The organism is Micromonospora sp. LZ34 (assembly GCF_052981855.1).
On sequence record NZ_JBRIQN010000002.1, the window covers coordinates 33192 to 50518 of the forward strand.

At 73.6% G+C, this 17327-nt stretch carries 14 protein-coding genes and 2 pseudogenes; 8 read left to right on the plus strand and 8 right to left on the minus strand.

Translation table 11 applies throughout. From position 1 onward, the window contains the following. Window positions 1-115 precede the first annotated feature (115 nt). The 3 genes from ACVCAH_RS02480 to ACVCAH_RS02490 form a co-directional block, all read right to left on the minus strand. The gene (locus ACVCAH_RS02480) at window positions 116-1213 is read right to left on the minus strand and encodes a sugar ABC transporter substrate-binding protein (RefSeq protein WP_447134397.1); all 1098 of its coding nucleotides are present in this window, start codon (window positions 1211-1213) and stop codon (window positions 116-118) included. 314 nt (window positions 1214-1527) lie between these two features. Beyond that, on the minus strand, window positions 1528-2007 hold the full coding sequence (gene ybaK, locus ACVCAH_RS02485; RefSeq protein WP_447134398.1) for a Cys-tRNA(Pro) deacylase: 480 nt from the start codon (window positions 2005-2007) through the stop codon (window positions 1528-1530). A gap of 71 nt (window positions 2008-2078) precedes the next feature. After that, window positions 2079-3269 carry a THUMP-like domain-containing protein gene (locus tag ACVCAH_RS02490; protein ID WP_447134399.1) on the minus strand — a complete coding sequence of 397 codons (1191 nt, stop codon included), beginning with the start codon at window positions 3267-3269 and terminating at the stop codon, window positions 2079-2081. A 249-nt stretch (window positions 3270-3518) separates the two neighbouring features. Between ACVCAH_RS02490 and groES the strand changes: the two genes are divergently transcribed. The 3 genes and pseudogenes from groES (at window position 3519) to ACVCAH_RS02505 (ending at window position 7390) form a co-directional block, all read left to right on the plus strand. Next, window positions 3519-3833 carry a co-chaperone GroES gene (gene groES / locus ACVCAH_RS02495; protein ID WP_377437469.1) on the plus strand — a complete coding sequence of 105 codons (315 nt, stop codon included), beginning with the start codon at window positions 3519-3521 and terminating at the stop codon, window positions 3831-3833. A gap of 70 nt (window positions 3834-3903) precedes the next feature. Continuing rightward, complete coding sequence (gene groL / locus ACVCAH_RS02500; RefSeq protein ID WP_447134400.1) at window positions 3904-5553, plus strand: chaperonin GroEL; 1650 nt, start codon at window positions 3904-3906, stop codon at window positions 5551-5553. 97 nt (window positions 5554-5650) lie between these two features. Further along, window positions 5651-7390: pseudogene (locus ACVCAH_RS02505) on the plus strand (molybdopterin-dependent oxidoreductase). Between the two features lie 63 nt (window positions 7391-7453). On the opposite strand, the gene ACVCAH_RS02510 reads toward ACVCAH_RS02505, so the two are convergent. The 4 genes and pseudogenes from ACVCAH_RS02510 to ACVCAH_RS02525 form a co-directional block, all read right to left on the minus strand. Then, window positions 7454-7591: an SDR family oxidoreductase gene (locus ACVCAH_RS02510; protein WP_447134401.1), complete on the minus strand. Its 138-nt coding sequence runs from the start codon at window positions 7589-7591 to the stop codon at window positions 7454-7456. A 68-nt stretch (window positions 7592-7659) separates the two neighbouring features. Then, window positions 7660-8196: pseudogene (locus ACVCAH_RS02515) on the minus strand (SDR family NAD(P)-dependent oxidoreductase); the annotation flags it as partial. A 173-nt stretch (window positions 8197-8369) separates the two neighbouring features. Beyond that, complete coding sequence (locus tag ACVCAH_RS02520) at window positions 8370-9266, minus strand: LysR substrate-binding domain-containing protein (RefSeq protein WP_447134402.1); 897 nt, start codon at window positions 9264-9266, stop codon at window positions 8370-8372. Between the two features lie 175 nt (window positions 9267-9441). After that, window positions 9442-9825: a WhiB family transcriptional regulator gene (locus tag ACVCAH_RS02525; RefSeq protein WP_447134403.1), complete on the minus strand. Its 384-nt coding sequence runs from the start codon at window positions 9823-9825 to the stop codon at window positions 9442-9444. A 252-nt stretch (window positions 9826-10077) separates the two neighbouring features. On the opposite strand from ACVCAH_RS02525, the gene ACVCAH_RS02530 reads away from it, so the two are divergent. Then, the gene (locus ACVCAH_RS02530; protein WP_447134404.1) at window positions 10078-10902 is read left to right on the plus strand and encodes a LuxR C-terminal-related transcriptional regulator; all 825 of its coding nucleotides are present in this window, start codon (window positions 10078-10080) and stop codon (window positions 10900-10902) included. Window positions 10903-10967: 65 nt separating this feature from the next. On the opposite strand, the gene ACVCAH_RS02535 is transcribed toward ACVCAH_RS02530, so the two are convergent. Then, on the minus strand, window positions 10968-11378 hold the full coding sequence (locus ACVCAH_RS02535; RefSeq protein ID WP_447134405.1) for a DUF5319 domain-containing protein: 411 nt from the start codon (window positions 11376-11378) through the stop codon (window positions 10968-10970). Window positions 11379-11563: 185 nt separating this feature from the next. Between ACVCAH_RS02535 and guaB the strand changes: the two genes are divergently transcribed. From guaB to ACVCAH_RS02555, 4 genes are all read left to right on the plus strand, one after another. Further along, window positions 11564-13126 (plus strand): IMP dehydrogenase, encoded by a 1563-nt coding sequence (gene guaB, locus ACVCAH_RS02540; protein ID WP_447134406.1) that lies wholly within the window; start codon window positions 11564-11566, stop codon window positions 13124-13126. Window positions 13127-13163: 37 nt separating this feature from the next. Next, complete coding sequence (locus ACVCAH_RS02545) at window positions 13164-14282, plus strand: GuaB3 family IMP dehydrogenase-related protein (protein WP_447134407.1); 1119 nt, start codon at window positions 13164-13166, stop codon at window positions 14280-14282. A 50-nt stretch (window positions 14283-14332) separates the two neighbouring features. Continuing rightward, a complete protein-coding gene (locus ACVCAH_RS02550) occupies window positions 14333-15742 on the plus strand; it encodes a M1 family metallopeptidase (RefSeq protein WP_447134408.1) in 1410 nt (469 codons plus the stop codon). Window positions 15743-15863: 121 nt separating this feature from the next. Next, window positions 15864-17318 carry a M1 family metallopeptidase gene (locus ACVCAH_RS02555; protein WP_447134409.1) on the plus strand — a complete coding sequence of 485 codons (1455 nt, stop codon included), beginning with the start codon at window positions 15864-15866 and terminating at the stop codon, window positions 17316-17318. Window positions 17319-17327: the final 9 nt, after the last annotated feature.

Consider the following 17327-nt stretch of genomic DNA (forward strand, 5'->3'; position numbering starts at 1 on the left):
GGTGTCTCCTTCGGATGGAGGGGAGATCTCGGAGCCCGTCCGGCGAGTGCCGCCCGGCACGGGATGGATCCCGTGCCGGGCGGCTCGCCTCGGCGGGTGCGACGCGGGGCGTCGGTCAGCTGATGCCGGCGTCGGCGCAGAGCTTGGCGTACGCCCCGGAGCAGACCTCGTCCTTGGTGACGAAGCCGTCGGCGATCACGTCCTTGACGTTCTCCTTGTAGATCGCCTTCGGGGTGAGCAGCACGGCGGCGACGTCGCGGCCGCCCTCCGGGTCCTTGACCGTCTGGCCGGTCTCCTTCTTCTCACCCTTGGCCAGCGCGATGGCCAGGTCGGAGGCGGCCTTCGCCTCCTCCTTGATCGCCTTGTAGACGGTCATGCACTGGTCGCCGGCGAGGATGTTCTGCAGACCCTGCGGGGTGGCGTCCTGGCCGGTGACCGGGACCTTCCCGTTGAGCTTGTTCTTCTTCAGCACCGAGATGGCGGCGTTGCCCAGGCCGTCGTTGGCGGCGAGGACGCCGTCGATCTTGCCCTTGGCCTGGGTGAGCTGCTGCTCGAAGATCGTCGCGGCCTGGGCGTTGTCCCAGTCCGGCACGGAGTCGTCCGCGACCTTGGTGTACTCCTTCGAGTCGAACTTCGGCTTGAGGATCGAGTCGTACCCGTTCTTGAACAGGGTGGCGTTGTTGTCGGTCGGCGAGCCGTTGAGGTAGCTCACCGCCGGGTTCTTGACACCCTTGTCGGTCAGGCACTTGGCCAGACCCTCGCCCTGGAGCTTGCCGACGGCCTCGTTGTCGAAGCTGACGTAGTACTCGGCCGAGCCGCCCAGGGTGAGCCGGTCGTAGTCGATGGTCGCCACGCCCTGCGACTTGGCCTTGTCCAGCACGGCCTTGCCGGTGCCGGAGTCCAGGTTGACGATCATCAGGGCGGTGACGCCGTTGGTGATCATCTGGTCGGCGATGGTCTGGAACTGGGTCTTGTCGCCCTGGGCGTTCTGGATGTCGTACTGGACACCGGCGGTCTTGAACGCCTCCTCCAGGAACTTGCGGTCCGCGCCCTCCCAGCGGGCGGAGGACTTGCTGTCCGGGAGGATGACACCGATCTTCGGGGTCTTGTCGCCGCCGGCCTGGTCACCGCTGCCGGACTCGTCGCCGCAGGCGGCCACGCTGCCGACGGCCAGCAGGCCCACGGCGGCGAAGGTGAGGAAGCCCTTGCGCATGTGCAGGGTCCTTTCGAGGGTGGGGGTAGGTGATGTTTTGTTGTGCCCGGCAACGTATTCCGCTCACGGACCCGACCACAAGGGTGCCGTGAAGGCGAGTTTGTTGGGGGCGGTAACAATTCAGCAACGCGCCGGTAGCCGCCTGGTCACCAGGGCGGAAATCGCTCTCACGGGCGTCCCGTTGGCGCTCCGTCGCCCCGCCGGCACCAGGGGCACCGGCGGAACGGGAGCGACGGGGTGGGAAAAATCACCCTGAGTTACCGAGATCGTCCGGGAGAGTGACCGGTGCCGATCCGGGCGGTGCGGGCGAAAGGTCAGCGGCCGGCGACCGGGGCGGTGTGCGCGCCGGTCAGCGCCACCAGGTCGGCCGGGGCGAGTTCGAGCTGGAGGCCCCGCCGGCCGGCGGAGACGTAGATCGTCGGGAAGTCCAGCGCCGACGAGTCGAGCACGGTGGGCAGGCGCTTGCGCTGGCCCAGCGGGCTGATCCCGCCCCGGACGTAGCCGGTGGTCCGCTCGGCGACCGTACGGTCGGCCAACGCCGCCCGCTTGCCGCCGACCGTCGCGGCGAGCGCCTTCAGGTCCAGCTCGCCGGTGACCGGCACGACCGCCACGGTGAGCGCCCCGTCGACCTCGGTGACCAGCGACTTGAACACCCGCTCCGGCGGTACGCCGAGCGCCGCGGCGACCAGCGCGCCGTAGTTCGGGGCGTCCGGGGAGACGTCGTACGGATGGGTGCTGTGTGCGATCTTCCGCTTCGCCAGCAGCGCCGTCGCCGGCGTTCCCTGTCCCGCCATGACCGACAAGCTAGCGGGGCCCCCGGCCCGCGGGCCACCGGATACCCACGGCGCCGCGCCGGCCGATCGGGTCAGGCCGCCGGTACGGGCTGGCAGACCAGGACCGTCGGCGCCCCGGCCACCCGGGTCAGCACCAGGCTGGCCGACCCGTCCCCGTCGAGTTTCAGGTCGCGGCGCAGCCGCTCCGGCTCCAGCGCCGAGCCGCGCTTGAGGATCTCCACCCGGCCCACCCGCCGCTCGCGGAGCAGGGCGCGCAGCCGCTTCAGCGAGAACGGCAGCACGTCGGTGACCGCCAGGCGGCGGGCGAACGGCGTGGCGGCCGGCGCGTCGGCGTAGAGGTAGGCGATCCCCGGATCGGCCAGCGTGGCGCCGACGGCGTCGGCCAGTTCGGCGACCAGGTGGGCGCGGACGACCGCCGCATCCGGGTCGTGCAGGAAGCGGCGGACCGGCCCGACCGCCGCTTCCCGGTCGCCGGTGCCGGTGAGCACGTGCGCGACCTCGCCGCGCAGCACGGTGGCCCGGCGGGGGACCTCGGCGAGCCGCCCGCACCAGAGGGCCGCCTCGACCAGGTCGCCGTCCACACTGACCCATTCCGCTTCGGCGCCCGCCGGGATCAGCGCGTGGTCGAGCCCGGGGGCCACCTTCACCACGGTGTACGGCACCCGCTCGGCCAGCCCGACGACGAAGTCCCACGGCGGCGAGTAGGCGTTCGGGTCGAAGATGCGCCGGCCCGTGCCCGCCCTGCGCCGCGCCGGGTCGCAGAAGACCGCGTCGACCCGGCCGACGTCGAACTCGGTGGCATCACCGCACTCGACCGTGAACAGCTCGGCCAGGCCGGCCGCCTCGGCGTTCGCGGCGGCCATCGCGGCGGTCAGCGGGTCGGCCTCCACGCCGTACACCCGGATCCCGGCGCGGGCGGCGGCGAGCGCGTCCGCGCCGAGGCCGCACCCGAGGTCGGCGATGGTGCGCACGCCGGCGGCGCGCAACCGCCCGGCCCGCCGGTCGGCGACCACCCGGCGGGTTGCCTGCTCCAGCCCCGGGCGGGTGAGGAACATGCCGGCGGCCTCGGGACCGAACTTGCCGGCCGCCCGGCGGCGCAGCTCGACCTGGGTCAACGCGGCGGCGGCGAGCCCGGCCGGGACACCGGCCGAGCGGAGCGCGGACGCCGCGGCCAGCGGGTCGCCGCCGGCCACCTCGGCCGCCGCGGCGAGCGCGGCCGACCCCTCGGGCGTACGCAGCGCGGCGAGCTGGTCGAGATCCACCCGGCCATTCTGGCCGCCCGATCCGACGCGCCGACCAGCGGGTTGGCACTCTCCTTGACGGAGTGCTAGCCGAGGAATAACCTGCGATTAGCACTCTCACCCTGAGGGTGCCAGCTTCCGGACCGCTCGGTCCGGGCGCTGAGCACCAGGCGGACCGGCACCCGCGACGACGGCCCCGCCCGGTGGCATGTGGCAGATTGACGCTGGTCGGCTCGCCGGCCGGCAACGAAACCAGTACCCCAGGAGGGTATGCCCGTGACTACCGCGACCAAGGTTGCGATCAAGCCGCTCGAGGACCGGATCCTGGTCCAGGCGAACGAGGCTGAGACCACCACGGCGTCGGGCATCGTGATCCCCGACACCGCCAAGGAGAAGCCGCAGGAGGGCACCGTCCTCGCTGTCGGCCCGGGGCGCGTCGACGACTCCGGCAACCGGATCCCGGTTGACGTCAAGGTCGGCGACACCGTCATCTACTCGAAGTACGGCGGCACCGAGGTCAAGTACGCCGGCGAGGAGTACCTGGTGCTCTCCGCCCGCGACGTCCTCGCGGTCATCGAGAAGTAAGCAACCGATCAGTGTCGTTGCCCCGGTCCGGCTCGCCGGGCCGGGGCAGCGTCGCTTCGAAGGGACATTCATGGCGAAGATCCTGAGCTTCTCGGACGACGCCCGACACCTGCTGGAGCATGGTGTCAACGCCCTCGCGGACGCGGTCAAGGTCACCCTCGGCCCGCGCGGGCGCAACGTCGTCCTGGACAAGAAATTCGGTGCGCCGACGATCACCAACGATGGTGTGACCATCGCCAAGGAGATCGAGCTCACCAACCCGTACGAGAACCTCGGCGCGCAGCTGGTCAAGGAGGTGGCGACCAAGACCAACGACGTCGCCGGCGACGGGACCACCACCGCGACCGTGCTGGCCCAGGCGATGGTCCGCGAGGGCCTGCGCAACGTGACCGCCGGGGCCAACCCGGCCGGCCTCAAGCGGGGCATCGACGCGGCGGCCGCCAAGGTCTCCGAGGCGCTGCTCGGCCGGGCCGTCGAGGTCGCCGGCAAGGAGTCGATCGCGCACGTGGCGACGATCTCCGCGCAGGACGCCACCATCGGCGAACTGATCGCCGAGGCGATGGAGAAGGTCGGCCGCGACGGTGTCATCACCGTCGAGGAGGGCTCCACCCTGCACACCGAGCTGGACGTGACCGAGGGTCTCCAGTTCGACAAGGGCTTCATCTCGCCGAACTTCGTCACCGACGCGGAGGGGCAGGAGTCGGTCCTCGAGGACGCGTACATCCTGATCACCACGCAGAAGATCTCCGCGATCGAGGAGCTGCTGCCGCTGCTGGAGAAGGTCCTCCAGAACAGCAAGCCGCTGCTGATCATCGCCGAGGACGTGGAGGGCCAGGCGCTCTCCACCCTGGTGGTCAACTCGATCCGCAAGACCCTCAAGGTCTGCGCGGTCAAGGCCCCGGGCTTCGGTGACCGGCGCAAGGCGATGCTGCAGGACATGGCGATCCTCACCGGCGCCGAGCTGGTCGCCCCCGAGCTGGGCTACAAGCTCGACCAGGTCGGTCTGGAGGTGCTCGGCACCGCCCGGCGCGTGGTGGTCGACAAGGAGAACACCACCATCGTCGACGGCGGCGGCCAGTCCTCCGACGTCGCCGACCGGGTGGCCCAGATCCGCAAGGAGATCGAGGCCTCGGATTCCGAGTGGGACCGGGAGAAGCTGGCCGAGCGGCTGGCGAAGCTCTCCGGCGGCATCGCCGTGATCAAGGTGGGCGCGGCGACCGAGGTCGAGATGAAGGAGCGCAAGCACCGCATCGAGGACGCCATCGCGGCGACCAAGGCCGCGGTCGAGGAGGGCACCGTCCCCGGCGGTGGCGCCGCCCTGGCGCAGATCCTGCCGGTGCTCGACGACGACCTCGGCTTCACCGGTGACGAGAAGGTCGGCGTCTCGATCGTGCGCAAGGCGCTGGTCGAGCCGCTGCGCTGGATCGCCCAGAACGCCGGCCACGACGGTTACGTGGTGGTGCAGAAGGTCGCCGGCAAGGAGTGGGGCAACGGCCTCGACGCCGCCGCCGGCGAGTACGTCGACCTGGTCAAGGCCGGCATCCTGGACCCGGTGAAGGTGACCCGCAACGCGGTCACCAACGCCGCCTCCATCGCCGGCCTGCTGCTCACCACGGAGAGCCTCGTGGTGGAGAAGCCGGCGGAGCCGGAGCCGGCCGCCGGTGGGCACGGCCACTCGCACGGCCACGGCCACGGCCACCAGCACGGCCCGGGCTTCTGACCCGGTAGCACGACCCGGACCGGAACCGCCACCTCCCGGCATTACGGAACGCTGACGCGGCTACCGGCCGCGCGGGTCGGTCGGAAAGACTGGCCCGATGAGCACCACGACGCGCCGGTACGCCGCGCTGGCCGGGTTCACCGCCGCCGCGGTGGCGATCGGCTCCGCCGAGGTGGTGGCGGTGCTGACCGGCCCCCGCTCGGCTCCGCTGGTAGCGGTCGGCGGGCTGGTGGTCGACACCGTGCCCGAGCCGCTCAAGCAGCTCGGCATCGCGCTGTTCGGCACGTACGACAAGATCGCCCTGCTGGTCGGGACGGCGCTGCTGCTCGGCGCGGTGGCCGCGCTGCTCGGTGTGCTGGCCGTCCGCCGGCTGGCGGTCGGCCTGGCCGGCATCGCCGCCTTCGCGGCGCTCGGGGTGTTCGCGGCGCTGACCCGGGCCGGCGCGGACCTGGCCGACGCGCTGCCCGCGCTGCTCGGCGCCGGGGCGGGCGCGCTGGTGCTCTGGCTCTTCATCGCCGGCCCGCTGGAACTCGACCCGTGGCCCTGGTCGCCACCGGCACCCCTGCCCTCCGCCGCGCCCCGGCCCGCCCCCGCGTCGACCGGGGCGGCGGACGCCGGACCGGCCGCGGGTGAGCCCGAGGGCCGGCTGGCGACGGTCGAACCGGCAGCGGGTGCCGGACCGGCGGCGGGCCGGCCCGCGGCAGGGGCCGGGAACGCGCGGCGGAGCCGGGGCCCGCCGGTGGCTGGGAGCCGCTGGAGAGCACCCACCCGGAGTCCCGGCGGCGGTTCCTCACCGGAACCGGGGCGCTGCTCGGCGCGGCCACCGTCGCCGGCCTGGGCGGGCGGTGGCTGGCCGGGCGGCGGGGCGTCTCGGCGGCCCGCCAGGCGGTGACGCTGCCCGCCCCGGTCTCCGCGGCGCCACCGGTGCCGGCCGGGGCCGACCTGTCGCTGGCCCAGCTCGCCCCCCTACGTGACGCCGAACTTCGGCTTCTACCGGATCGACACCGCGCTGGTGGTGCCGCAGGTGGATCCGGAGAGCTGGCGGCTGCGCATCCACGGCCGGGTCCGCCGGCCGCTCACGCTCAGCTTCGCCGACCTGCTGGCCCGGCCGATGGTGGAGCGGTACGTGACCCTGGCCTGCGTCTCCAACGAGGTCGGCGGCGACCTGATCGGCAACGCCCGCTGGCTGGGGGTGCCGATCCGGGAGCTGCTGGACGAGGTCGAGCCCGAGGAGGGCGCCGACCAGGTGGTCGGGCGGTCGGTGGACGGCTGGACCTGCGGCACCCCCACCGCCGTGCTGCGCGACGGGCGGGACGCGCTGCTGGCGGTGGGCATGAACGGCGAGCCGCTGCCGGTCGAGCACGGCTTTCCGGTGCGGATGGTGGTGCCCGGCCTGTACGGCTACGTCTCGGCCTGCAAGTGGGTCACCGAGCTGGAGCTGACCAGCTTCGCCGACTTCGACGCGTACTGGGTGCCGCGCGGCTGGTCGGCGCAGGGACCGGTGAAGACCCAGTCGCGGATCGACGCGCCCCGGCCGCGCAACCGGCTCACCGCCGGTCCGATCATCGTGGCCGGCGTGGCCTGGGCACAGCGGCGGGGCATCCGGCGGGTGGAGGTCCGGGTCGACGAGGGCCCGTGGCAGGAGGCGGAGTTGGCCGCCACGGTGTCGGTGGACACCTGGGTGCAGTGGTCGTGGCGGTGGGACGCCACGCCGGGCGAGCACACCCTCCAGGTCCGGGCGACCGACAGCACCGGCGAGACGCAGACCGGCCGGCGGCAGGAGGTCGCTCCGGACGGCGCCACCGGCTGGCACACCGTCAAGGTCACCGTCCGCTGACCGGCGCCGGCCCGGCCCGTCCACGATGGAGCACCGTGGAGCGGGCCGGGCCGGCCGACCGGATCAGACGGCGACGCGTCCGCCGTCGACGGGCACGACCGCACCGTGCACGAAGCTCGACCGGTCGGTGGCCAGGAAGGCGATCGCCTCCGCGATCTCCTCGGGCGACCCGGGCCGGCCGGCGGGCACGGTCGCCGCCAACTGGTCGAGGTCCCACCCATCCCGGCGGTGCCCTCCGTCCGGGTGGGGCCGGGGCTGACCGCGTTGACCCGCACCCCCTGCGGCCCGTACTCGGCGGCCCAGGACTTGGTGAGCAGCACCAGCGCGGCCTTGCTCGACCCGTAGAGGGCCATCCCCGCCATGCCGAACTCGGCGACCATCGTGGTCAGGTTGACGATCGCGCCCCGGCCGCGCTTCGCCATCTCCGGCGCGAACTCGGCGACCAGGAAGTACGGCACCTTCACGTTCAGCGCGTACACCGCGTCGAAGCTCTGCTCGCTGGTCTGGTCGGTCGGGCCGAACGGGTAGATCCCGGCGTTGTTGACCAGGATGTCCACGTGCCCGACCAGCTCCCTGGTCCGCGCCGCGAGCTCCCGGGCGGAGGCTTCGTCCCGCAGGTCGGCGGCCACGAGGTCGGCCCGGCCACCGGCCGCGTGGATGTCCCGGACCACCTGCTCACCCCGGGCCGCGTCCCGACCGGAGATCACCACGTGCGCACCGAGCCGGGCGAGCGCGACGGCGGTCGCCCGGCCGATGCCGCTGTTGCCCCCGGTCACCAGCGCCGACCTGCCCCGCAGTTCTGTCATCGTTCCTTCACCCACATTCAGTTCCGCTGATCAGCGGCGGTCGGGCCTGTCCCGACCAGTGGGTGCAAGTCGCGGCGGAGTCCGGAGTTTCCCGCCCGGCTGGTCGAGCGACTTATGGCCGCCATAAGCGGTCCGGGGGCGGGGCGGCGGCTGGGCCGGTGGCGGACGCGGACTCAGGGCACGCGGACCTCTAGCGCGGCGACGAGGTGGCCGAGGTCGCGCCGGTGCGAGCTGGCCGGCCATGCCGCCCAGGTCCGGCGGACGAGGGGATGCCCCACCAGCGGCGACCAGGTGACCGCCGCCGGCAGCGGCGGCGACCAGCCGGGCGGGGCCAACGCGAAGGCACCCCCGGCGGTCACCGCCGCGAGCTTGACCTCGGCGATCAGCTCCTGACCTTCCGGCGCGGTGGGTCCGAGGTCGAGGCCGTGGCTGCGCAGGATCGCGGTGAGTTCGTCGTACCAGGCGGGGCTGCCGGAGCGGGGGAAACCGACCCAGTCGAGGCCGGCGAGGGCGTCCAGCCGGATTCCCTCCGGCCCGGCGAGCGCCGCGGCCTGGTCGGCGGCGAGCAGGACGCCCAGCCGTTCCTCGACGACCAGGACGGCGTCCAGGTCGGGGCCGATCGGGTGTTCCCGGACCAGCCCGAGGTCGAGTTCGCCGGCGCGCAGCGCGGTGAGCTGCGCCGCGGTGGACAGGTGGCGGGCCTGCACCCGGGTGCCCGGATAAGCCGCGGCGAGGTCGGCGAGCGGCCGGGACAGCAGGTCGGCGGGGAGTTCGAGCGGGATCCCGAGCCGGAGCACGCTGCCGCCCGCCGCGGTGTGCCGGGTGACCGCGGCCACCGCCCGGTCGTGCCGGGCGAGCACCGCCCGGGCCTCGGTGAGCAGGGTCATGCCCGCCTCGGTGGCCCGCACCCCGGTGCTACCGCGGGTCAGCAGCTGCACGCCGAGTTGCCGTTCCAGCGCGTTGACGGTCTGGGACAGCGCGGGCTGGCTCAGGTGCAACCGCCGGGCCGCCGCGGAGAGGCTCCCATCCTCGACGACCGCGACGAACGCCCGCATCTCCCGGAGCTCCACCGTGCCATCACACCACGCACTCCCGGGGCCTCGGCCGGAAGCCGACCGCAGGACAGACCCCGGCGACCGTACGGGCCGGGGCCTCCGGGAGGGTTGATTCGGACCCGCGCGCCGACGCCGCGCCCCGGTGCGGGGCGCGGCGTCGACGGACGGTGTGCGGGGGTGGCGGGTCGGCTCAGGCGATCTTGCGCTGGGCAGGGACGGCCGACTTGTGCGGCCCGCCCAGCCGGGCCTCCAGCCGGGCCACGTCGACCCGGGTCTGCCGGCGGTCGGCCAGGTCCTCCCAACCCATGGCGAGCAGCCGCAGCCGCTCGGACTCGCTGAAGCCGCCCCACACGCCGTACGGCTCGCGGACCGAGAGCGCGTGCGCGGCGCACTCGGCGCGTACCGGGCAGGTGCGGCAGACCGCCTTGGCGCCGGATTCCCGGCGCAGGCGGGAGGAGCCGCGCTCGCCGTCCGGGTGGAAGAACTGGGCGCTGTCGCGGCCCCGGCAGGCACCGAGTCGCTGCCAGTCCCAGAGATCGACGATGGGTCCGGGCAGTCTACGTACGTTCGACATCAGCACCCCTCCTCCCGCGCGGCACCGCGAGATCTTCTTGGCCGGCTACCGGGCGGCGGGCCGCGCAGGCGCACCGTTCCCGGCCTGGACCTTCCGGTACCCGAGCAGTTGCCGACTCACACTTCTGTGATCGAAAACTTCCGGCAAGTTGCCGCATATGCCCTAACTGTCGGAAAAGTTCGGAGGATTGCCGGGAACCCCCTCGGGGGCGCGCCCGGACATGGTCTGCTCATGGGCGGAGAGGAGACCACAGTGCGTACGGTTCTTGTGTGCGTTCGGACACCGCTCGCCGCCCAGCACCTGACCTCGGCGGCGGCCCGGCTCGGGCTGTCGGCGGTCGTCCGGACCGCTGTCTCCGATCCGGAAGTGATGCTGCGTCTGGCCGAGCGCCCGGCCGACGTGGTGCTCGCCGACACGGCGCTCACCCGGCCGGACAGCGCCGGCTTCGTCCGCCGGGTGCTGGCCCGCGCGCCGCAGGCCGCCGTGGTGCTGCTCGGGACGGAGGAGTCGGAGGCCGCGGCCGCCACCATCAGCGCCGGCGCCCGGGGCCTGATCCAGGGCGCCGACCACGACCTGACCAGCGCGGTGGCCAAGGCCCTGCTGCTGCTCTCCGCGCCCGGCCGCACGGCCCGGCACCGGATCACCGACCCGGCCCGGGACACCGCCGCGGTCGGCGGCCCGACCCGCCCGGCGGCGGGCGGCCGGTCGCCCGGTGAGCCCGGACCGCCCTGGCCCTCCGGCTCGGTCGAGGCTGGCGGCGCCCCGGCGGTGGTGCCGGTGCAGCGTGGTGACGACCCGGCCGAGCCGGCCGCCGGCGAGCCGGAGGAGACCGCGCCGGAGGCCCGGCGGGGCGCACCGGGTGCCCGGTCCGGCCGGCCGCCGGTCGGGCTGACCGAGCGGGAACTCCAGGTGCTGCTCGGCATGGCGGAGGGCAAGAGCAACGCCGAGATCGGCCGCGAGCTGTTCGTCTCGGAGGACACCGTCAAGACGCACGCCCGCCGGCTCTTCCGCAAGCTCGGCGCTCGGGACCGGGCGCACGCGGTGGCCGCCGGCTTCCGGGCCGGCCTGGTGGCCTGATCCCCGAACACGACCCGGGGCGATCAGGTGACCTGCCCCACCCGTCGTCGCGGCCGGGGCGCCGGTCAGTCGCCGGAGCCGGGCTCGTCCTCGGTGCCCTCGGTCAGCGTGTCGTGCACCCCGTCGGCGTAGCCGCGGGCGTAGTCCCAGGTGACGTAGTGGTCCGGATCCGGGTCGTAGGCCGGCTCGTGCACCCGCGGCCGGCCGGAGCTGAGCAGGTGGCGCAGGTTGCCGCGGAGCAGGTCCCAGTCGAAGTAGTGCGGTTCCCGGCAGTCCTCACACTCGATCACCAGCCCGCGGATCCCGATCGGCGCCAGCAGCGCCTGGTAGATCTCCAGGTCGGCAAGGTCCTCCAGCACGTCCTGTCGTTCGCCCTCGGTCAGCGGGTCGAGCGGGGCGTCGTCGCCGGGATCGTGCAGGCCCGCTGCCGGATCGGCCGGGTCGCCGTTGAACGGGTCGATGGGCTCGTCGTGCACACCATCACCGTAGACCCACCGCAGCGGCGATGCCCGCCCCCCGGCCGGCCGAGACCCGGCCCGCCGCCGGCAGGCCCGGCGCAGGTCACTGGGTACGATGGGGCGAAGCGCCGTCACCCGGCGTACGCCGGTGCCCGTCCGCGCCACCTCGCTGAAGCCCGTCCGAGCAGCTCAGGGGAGCAATCGTGGAAATTTCGCCCAGCACCGACCTGCCGAGCGGCGCCGACCACGGCGAGCTGGGCGGTCACCTGCCGGAGCTGCCCGCCGGCTCCGCCCGGGTGGTGCCGCTCGGGCTGACCTTCGACGACGTGCTGCTCCAGCCGGGCGAGTCGGACGTGGTGCCGAGCCGGGTCAACACGGTGACCAAGCTGACCCGCAACATCGACCTCAGCGTGCCGCTGCTGTCCAGCGCGATGGACACGGTGACCGAGGCGCGGATGGCGATCGCGATGGCCCGGCAGGGCGGCATCGGGGTGCTGCACCGCAACCTCTCCCTGGAGGACCAGGCGCTCCAGGTCGACCTGGTCAAGCGCTCCGAGTCCGGCATGATCACCAACCCGGTCACCGCCAGCCCGGGGGACACCCTGCGCGACGTCGACGCGCTCTGCGGGCGCTACCGGATCTCCGGCGTGCCGGTGGTGGACGGCGACGGCCAGCTGGTCGGCATCGTCACCAACCGCGACATGCGCTTCGTCTCCGACCCGGCCACCCCGGTCCGCGAGATCATGACCCGGACTCCGCTGGTCACCGCGCAGGTCGGGGTGAGCAAGGAGGACGCGCTCGGCCTGCTGCGCCAGCACAAGGTGGAGAAGCTGCCGATCGTCGACGACTCCGGCAAGCTGCGCGGGCTGATCACGGTCAAGGACTTCACCAAGAGCGAGCAGTACCCGAACGCCACCAAGGACTCCGCCGGCCGGCTGCGCGTCGCCGCCGCGGTCGGGGTCGGCGAGGACGCCTACAAGCGGGCGCGGGCGCTGGTCGACGCGGGCGTCGACGTGCTGATCGTGGACACCGCACACGGCCACCAGCGGGCCGTGCTGGACATGGTGCGCCGGCTCAAGAAGGACGTCACCATCGACATCGTCGGCGGCAACGTGGCCACCTACGCCGGCGCCCGGGCGCTGGTCGAGGCCGGCGCCGACGGGGTGAAGGTCGGCGTCGGGCCGGGCGCCATCTGCACCACCCGGATCGTCGCCGGGGTCGGCGTACCGCAGATCACCGCGATCATGGAGGCCGCCCGGGCCGCCCGCCCGGCCGGCGTGCCGGTGATCGGCGACGGCGGCATCCAGTATTCGGGCGACATCGCCAAGGCCCTGGTCGCCGGGGCCGACACGGTGATGCTGGGCAGCCTGCTGGCCGGGTGCGAGGAGAGCCCCGGCGAGCTGATCTTCATCAACGGCAAGCAGTACAAGTCGTACCGCGGGATGGGCTCGCTCGGCGCCATGCAGTCGCGCGGCCAGGGCAAGTCCTACTCCAAGGACCGCTACTTCCAGCAGGACGTGCTCGCCGAGGACAAGCTCGTCCCCGAGGGCGTGGAGGGCCAGGTGCCCTACCGCGGGCCGCTCGCCACGGTCGCCCACCAGCTCGTCGGCGGGCTGCGCGCGGCGATGGGGTACGTCGGCGCGGAGAGCATCCCCGAGCTGCACCGGCGCGGCCAGCTCATCCGGATCACCGCGGCCGGGCTCAAGGAGAGCCACCCGCACGACATCCAGATGACGGTCGAGGCGCCCAACTACCACTCCCGCTGACCCCCACCACCACCCCCGAAGACACCTGGAGTCCCCCATGCGTGACGTGGTCGAGATCGGGCTGGGTAAGACCGCGCAACGCGGCTACCACCTGGACGACATCGCCATCGTGCCGAGCCGCCGGACCCGGGACGTCGACGACGTCTCGACCAACTGGCAGCTCGACGCCTACCAGTTCGGCATTCCCTGCGTCGGGCATCCCTCCGACGCCACGATGAGCCCGGCGTCCGCCGTCCGGCTCGGCCAGCTCGGCGGCCTCGGCGTGCTCAACGTCGAGGGCCTGTGGACCCGCTACGAGAACCCGACCAAGGTGCTCGAGGAGCTGGCCGCGCTCGACGAGGACGCCCGCGCCACCAAGCGGCTCCAGGAGGTGTACGCCGAGCCGATCCGCCCGGACCTGATCGCCGAGCGGGTCCGCGAGCTGCGCGCCGGCGGCGGGACGGTGGCCGTCCGGGTCTCCCCGCAGCACACCCTGGCGCTGGCCCCGGTGATCCTGGACGCCGGCGTGGACATCCTGGTCATCCAGGGCACCATCGTCTCCGCCGAGCACGTGTCGACCACCGACGAGCCGCTCAACCTCAAGGAGTTCATCGCCGACCTCGACCTGCCGGTCATCGTCGGCGGTTGCACCGACTACAAGACCGCGCTGCACCTGATGCGCACCGGCGCGGCCGGGGTGATCGTCGGCATCGGCGGCGACGAGTGGTCCACCACCGAGTCGGTGCTCGGCATCCGGGTGCCGATGGCGACCGCGATCGCGGACGCGGCGGCGGCCCGCCGGGACTACCTCGACGAGACCGGTGGCCGGTACGTGCACCTGATCGCCGACGGCGACATCCAGACCTCCGGCGACATCGCCAAGGCGCTCGGCTGCGGCGCGGACGCGGTGATGCTCGGCGAGCCGCTGTCGCTGTGCACCGAGGCGCCGGCCGGTGGTGCCTGGTGGCACTCGGCCGCCAGCCACCCGTCGCTGCCGCGGGGCGCGTTCGAGGTTGCCGGCGAGCCGCTCGGCTCGATGGAGCAGCTGCTCTTCGGCCCGGCCGACGAGCCGGACGGGCAGCTCAACCTCTTCGGCGGGCTGCGCCGGGCGATGGCCAAGTGCGGCTACCGCGACCTCAAGGAGTTCCAGAAGGTCGGCCTGGTCCTCGACCGCTGACCCGTCGCGAGTCGCCCTTCCCGCATCGGCCGCGCCGTTAGGCTCGGCCGGTGCGTCGTACTCCTGACCGGTCCCGCCGAGCCGTGGCCGTCGCCGTCGTGGCGGCGCTGGCCCTCACCGGCTGCACCGCCCCCGACCCCGACGACGGCTTCCGCCCGGGCGCGGCCGACCTCGGCGACCCGTACGTGCCCGGCGCCGGCAACGGCGGCTACGACGTGGCCGCCTACCGGCTGGCCGTGCGCTACGACCCGGCCGACGACCGACTCACCGGGCGGGCCGTGGTCACCGCGACCGCGACCCGGCCGCTGTCCCGGTTCAACCTGGACCTGGCCGGGCTGGCCGTCGCCGCGGTCCGGGTGGACGGCAGCCCGGCCGAGCACACCCGCGACGGCGACGAGCTGGTGGTCACCCCGGCCGCGGGCCTGGCCGGGGGCAACCGCTTCGCCGTCGAGGTGGAGTACGGCGGGGTGCCCGCCCCGGTCCTGGACGGCGTGCTGGGCAGCGGCGGCTTCCTGCACACCGCCGACGGCGCCATCGCGCTCGGCCAGCCGCGCTCGGCGGCCACCTGGTTCCCGGTCAACGACCACCCGTCCGACAAGGCCACCTACGACATCGAGGTGACCGTCCCGGACGGGCTGGCCGCGTTGAGCAACGGGGTGCCGGGGGAGAAGACGAGCGCGGGCGGCTGGACCACCTGGCGGTGGACCGAGCGGGCGCCGATGGCCAGCTATCTGAGCACGCTGGTGATCGGCGACTACCGGGTGCGGACGGGCACCCACGCCGGCAAGCCGATGGTCACCGCCGTGCCGGCGAGCCTGCCGGCGACCGGCCCGGCGGCCGCCTCGCTGGCCCGGACCGGGGAGATCGCCGACTTCCTGGCCAGCCGCTTCGGGCCGTACCCGTTCGACTCGTACGGCGGGATCGTGGTCACCGACGACCGGATCGGCTACGCGCTGGAGACCCAGTCCCGGCCGGTGTACGGGCCGGGCTTCTTCCGCGACGGCCAGCCGAACACCGGGGTGGTCGCCCACGAGCTGGCCCACCAGTGGTTCGGCAACAGCGTGGCGCTGACCCGGTGGAGCGACATCTGGCTCAACGAGGGGTTCGCCAGCTACGCGGAGTGGCTCTGGGAGGAGCACGACGGCGGGCGCACCGCGCAGCGCAACTTCGAGCTGCAGTACGCCGCCACGGACTGGTCCCGGCCGTCCGTGGACCCGGGACCGGCACAGCTGTTCGGCACGGCCGTCTACAAGCGCGGCGCGCTGGCCGTGCACGCGCTGCGCCGTACCGTCGGTGACGAGACCTTCTTCCGCATCCTGCGCGGCTGGACCGCCGAGCGGCGGGACGGCAACGCCACCACCGCCGACCTGGTCGCGCTCGCCGAGCGGGTCGCCGGGCGGGCGCTGCGGCCGCTCTTCGACGCCTGGCTGGTCGGCGGCAGCGCGCCCGCCCTGCCGTGACGGGTCCTTGATCGACGGTCGGTAGGCTGCCGCCGGGCGGGCCGGCCGTGGCGCGGGTCCCCCGGTGGCCGCCGCCGGCCGACCGGCCGGGCGGCCCGTCGGCGCGGGAAGGGGCGAGGCGATGGCGCTGTCGCGGCGGGTTCTGCTGGTCACCGGCCTGCTGATGGTCGGGGCGCTGGGCGTGGGCGGGTGCGGGTCCGCGGTGGAGCCGGACGTCACCTCGGCCGCCCCGACGCCGGGCGCCGGGCGCCAGTTCAAACCCGGGGCCGCCGGGGTGGGCGACGAGTACTTCCCGACCTACGGCAACGGCGGATACGACGTCGGCCGGTACACCGTCCGGGTGCGCTACGACCCGGCGAAGGACCGGCTCACCGGCACCACCACCGTGCAGGCCGCCGCGACCGCCGACCTCTCCGCGTTCAATCTGGACCTGGCCGGGCTGACCGTACGCGCGGTGACGGTGGACGGCGCCCCGGCCCGGCACAGCCGCAAGGGCGACGAGCTGGTGATCACGCCGGCACGCGGCCTGATCGCCGGCAACGGCTTCGTCGCCGAGATCAGCTACGACGGTGAGCCGGAGCCGCTGCGCAACGAGGCGGTCGGCGAGGGCGGCTTCCTGCACACCGCCGACGGCGCCATCGCGCTCGGCCAGCCGGAGTCGGCGAGCACCTGGTTCCCGGTCAACGACCACCCCTCCGACAAGGCCGCCTACGACTTCGAGATCACCGTGCCCGACGGGCTGACCGCGGTGAGCAACGGCGTGCCGGTGGGCAGGAGCAGCGCGGACGGCTGGACCACCTGGAAATGGGCCGAGCGGACGCCGATGGCCAGCTACCTGAGCACGGTGGTGATCGGCAAGTTCCGGCTGACCCGGGGCGAGCACAAGGGACGGCCGGTGTTCCACGCGGTCACCACCCGGCTCTCCGAGGGCGCGGCGGACCGGTCGATCGCCGAGACCGTGAAGGTCGCCGACTACCTGGAGCGGCTCTTCGGCCCGTACCCGTTCGAGTCGTACGGCGGGGTGGTGGTCTCCGACGACCGGATCCGGTACGCGCTGGAGACGCAGAGCCGCCCGGTCTACGCCGCGGCCTTCTTCCGCGACGGCGAGAACACCGGGGTGGTCGCGCACGAGCTGGCCCACCAGTGGTTCGGCAACAGCGTGACGCTCGCCAAGTGGCAGGACATCTGGCTCAACGAGGGGCTGGCCACGTACGCCGAGTGGCTCTGGGCCGAGCACGACGCCGGCCGGAAGGCGGAGCAGACGTTCGAGGCGCGCTATCAGGGCGCCGCCAGCCGGGTGTGGCGCACCCCGCCGGGGAAGCCGGGGGTGGAGAACCTGTTCAGCGAGTCGGTGTACCAGCGCGGCGCGATGACCGTGCACGCGCTGCGGGTGGCGGTCGGCGACAAGGCCTTCTTCGAGATCCTCAAGACCTGGGCGGCGGAGAAGGGCGACGGCAACGCCACCACGGCCGAGTTCGTGGCGCTGGCCGAGCGGATCTCCGGCGAGCGGCTGGACGACCTCTTCGACGCCTGGCTCTACGGCACCGAACGCCCCGACCGCCCCGAGCGGCTCTGACCGCCCGCC

Excerpts from the sequence above, each read along its gene's own strand:
- ACVCAH_RS02525 (WP_447134403.1), bottom strand. The coding sequence starts at position 9,825 with ATGTCGAACGTACGTAGACTGCCCGGACCCATCGTCGATCTCTGGGAC.
- ACVCAH_RS02555 (WP_447134409.1), top strand. The coding sequence starts at position 15,864 with ATGGCGCTGTCGCGGCGGGTTCTGCTGGTCACCGGCCTGCTGATGGTC.
- ybaK (WP_447134398.1), bottom strand. The coding sequence starts at position 2,007 with ATGGCGGGACAGGGAACGCCGGCGACGGCGCTGCTGGCGAAGCGGAAG.
- groES (WP_377437469.1), top strand. The coding sequence starts at position 3,519 with ATGCCCGTGACTACCGCGACCAAGGTTGCGATCAAGCCGCTCGAGGAC.
- ACVCAH_RS02480 (WP_447134397.1), bottom strand. The coding sequence starts at position 1,213 with ATGCGCAAGGGCTTCCTCACCTTCGCCGCCGTGGGCCTGCTGGCCGTC.
- groL (WP_447134400.1), top strand. The coding sequence starts at position 3,904 with ATGGCGAAGATCCTGAGCTTCTCGGACGACGCCCGACACCTGCTGGAG.
- ACVCAH_RS02545 (WP_447134407.1), top strand. The coding sequence starts at position 13,164 with ATGCGTGACGTGGTCGAGATCGGGCTGGGTAAGACCGCGCAACGCGGC.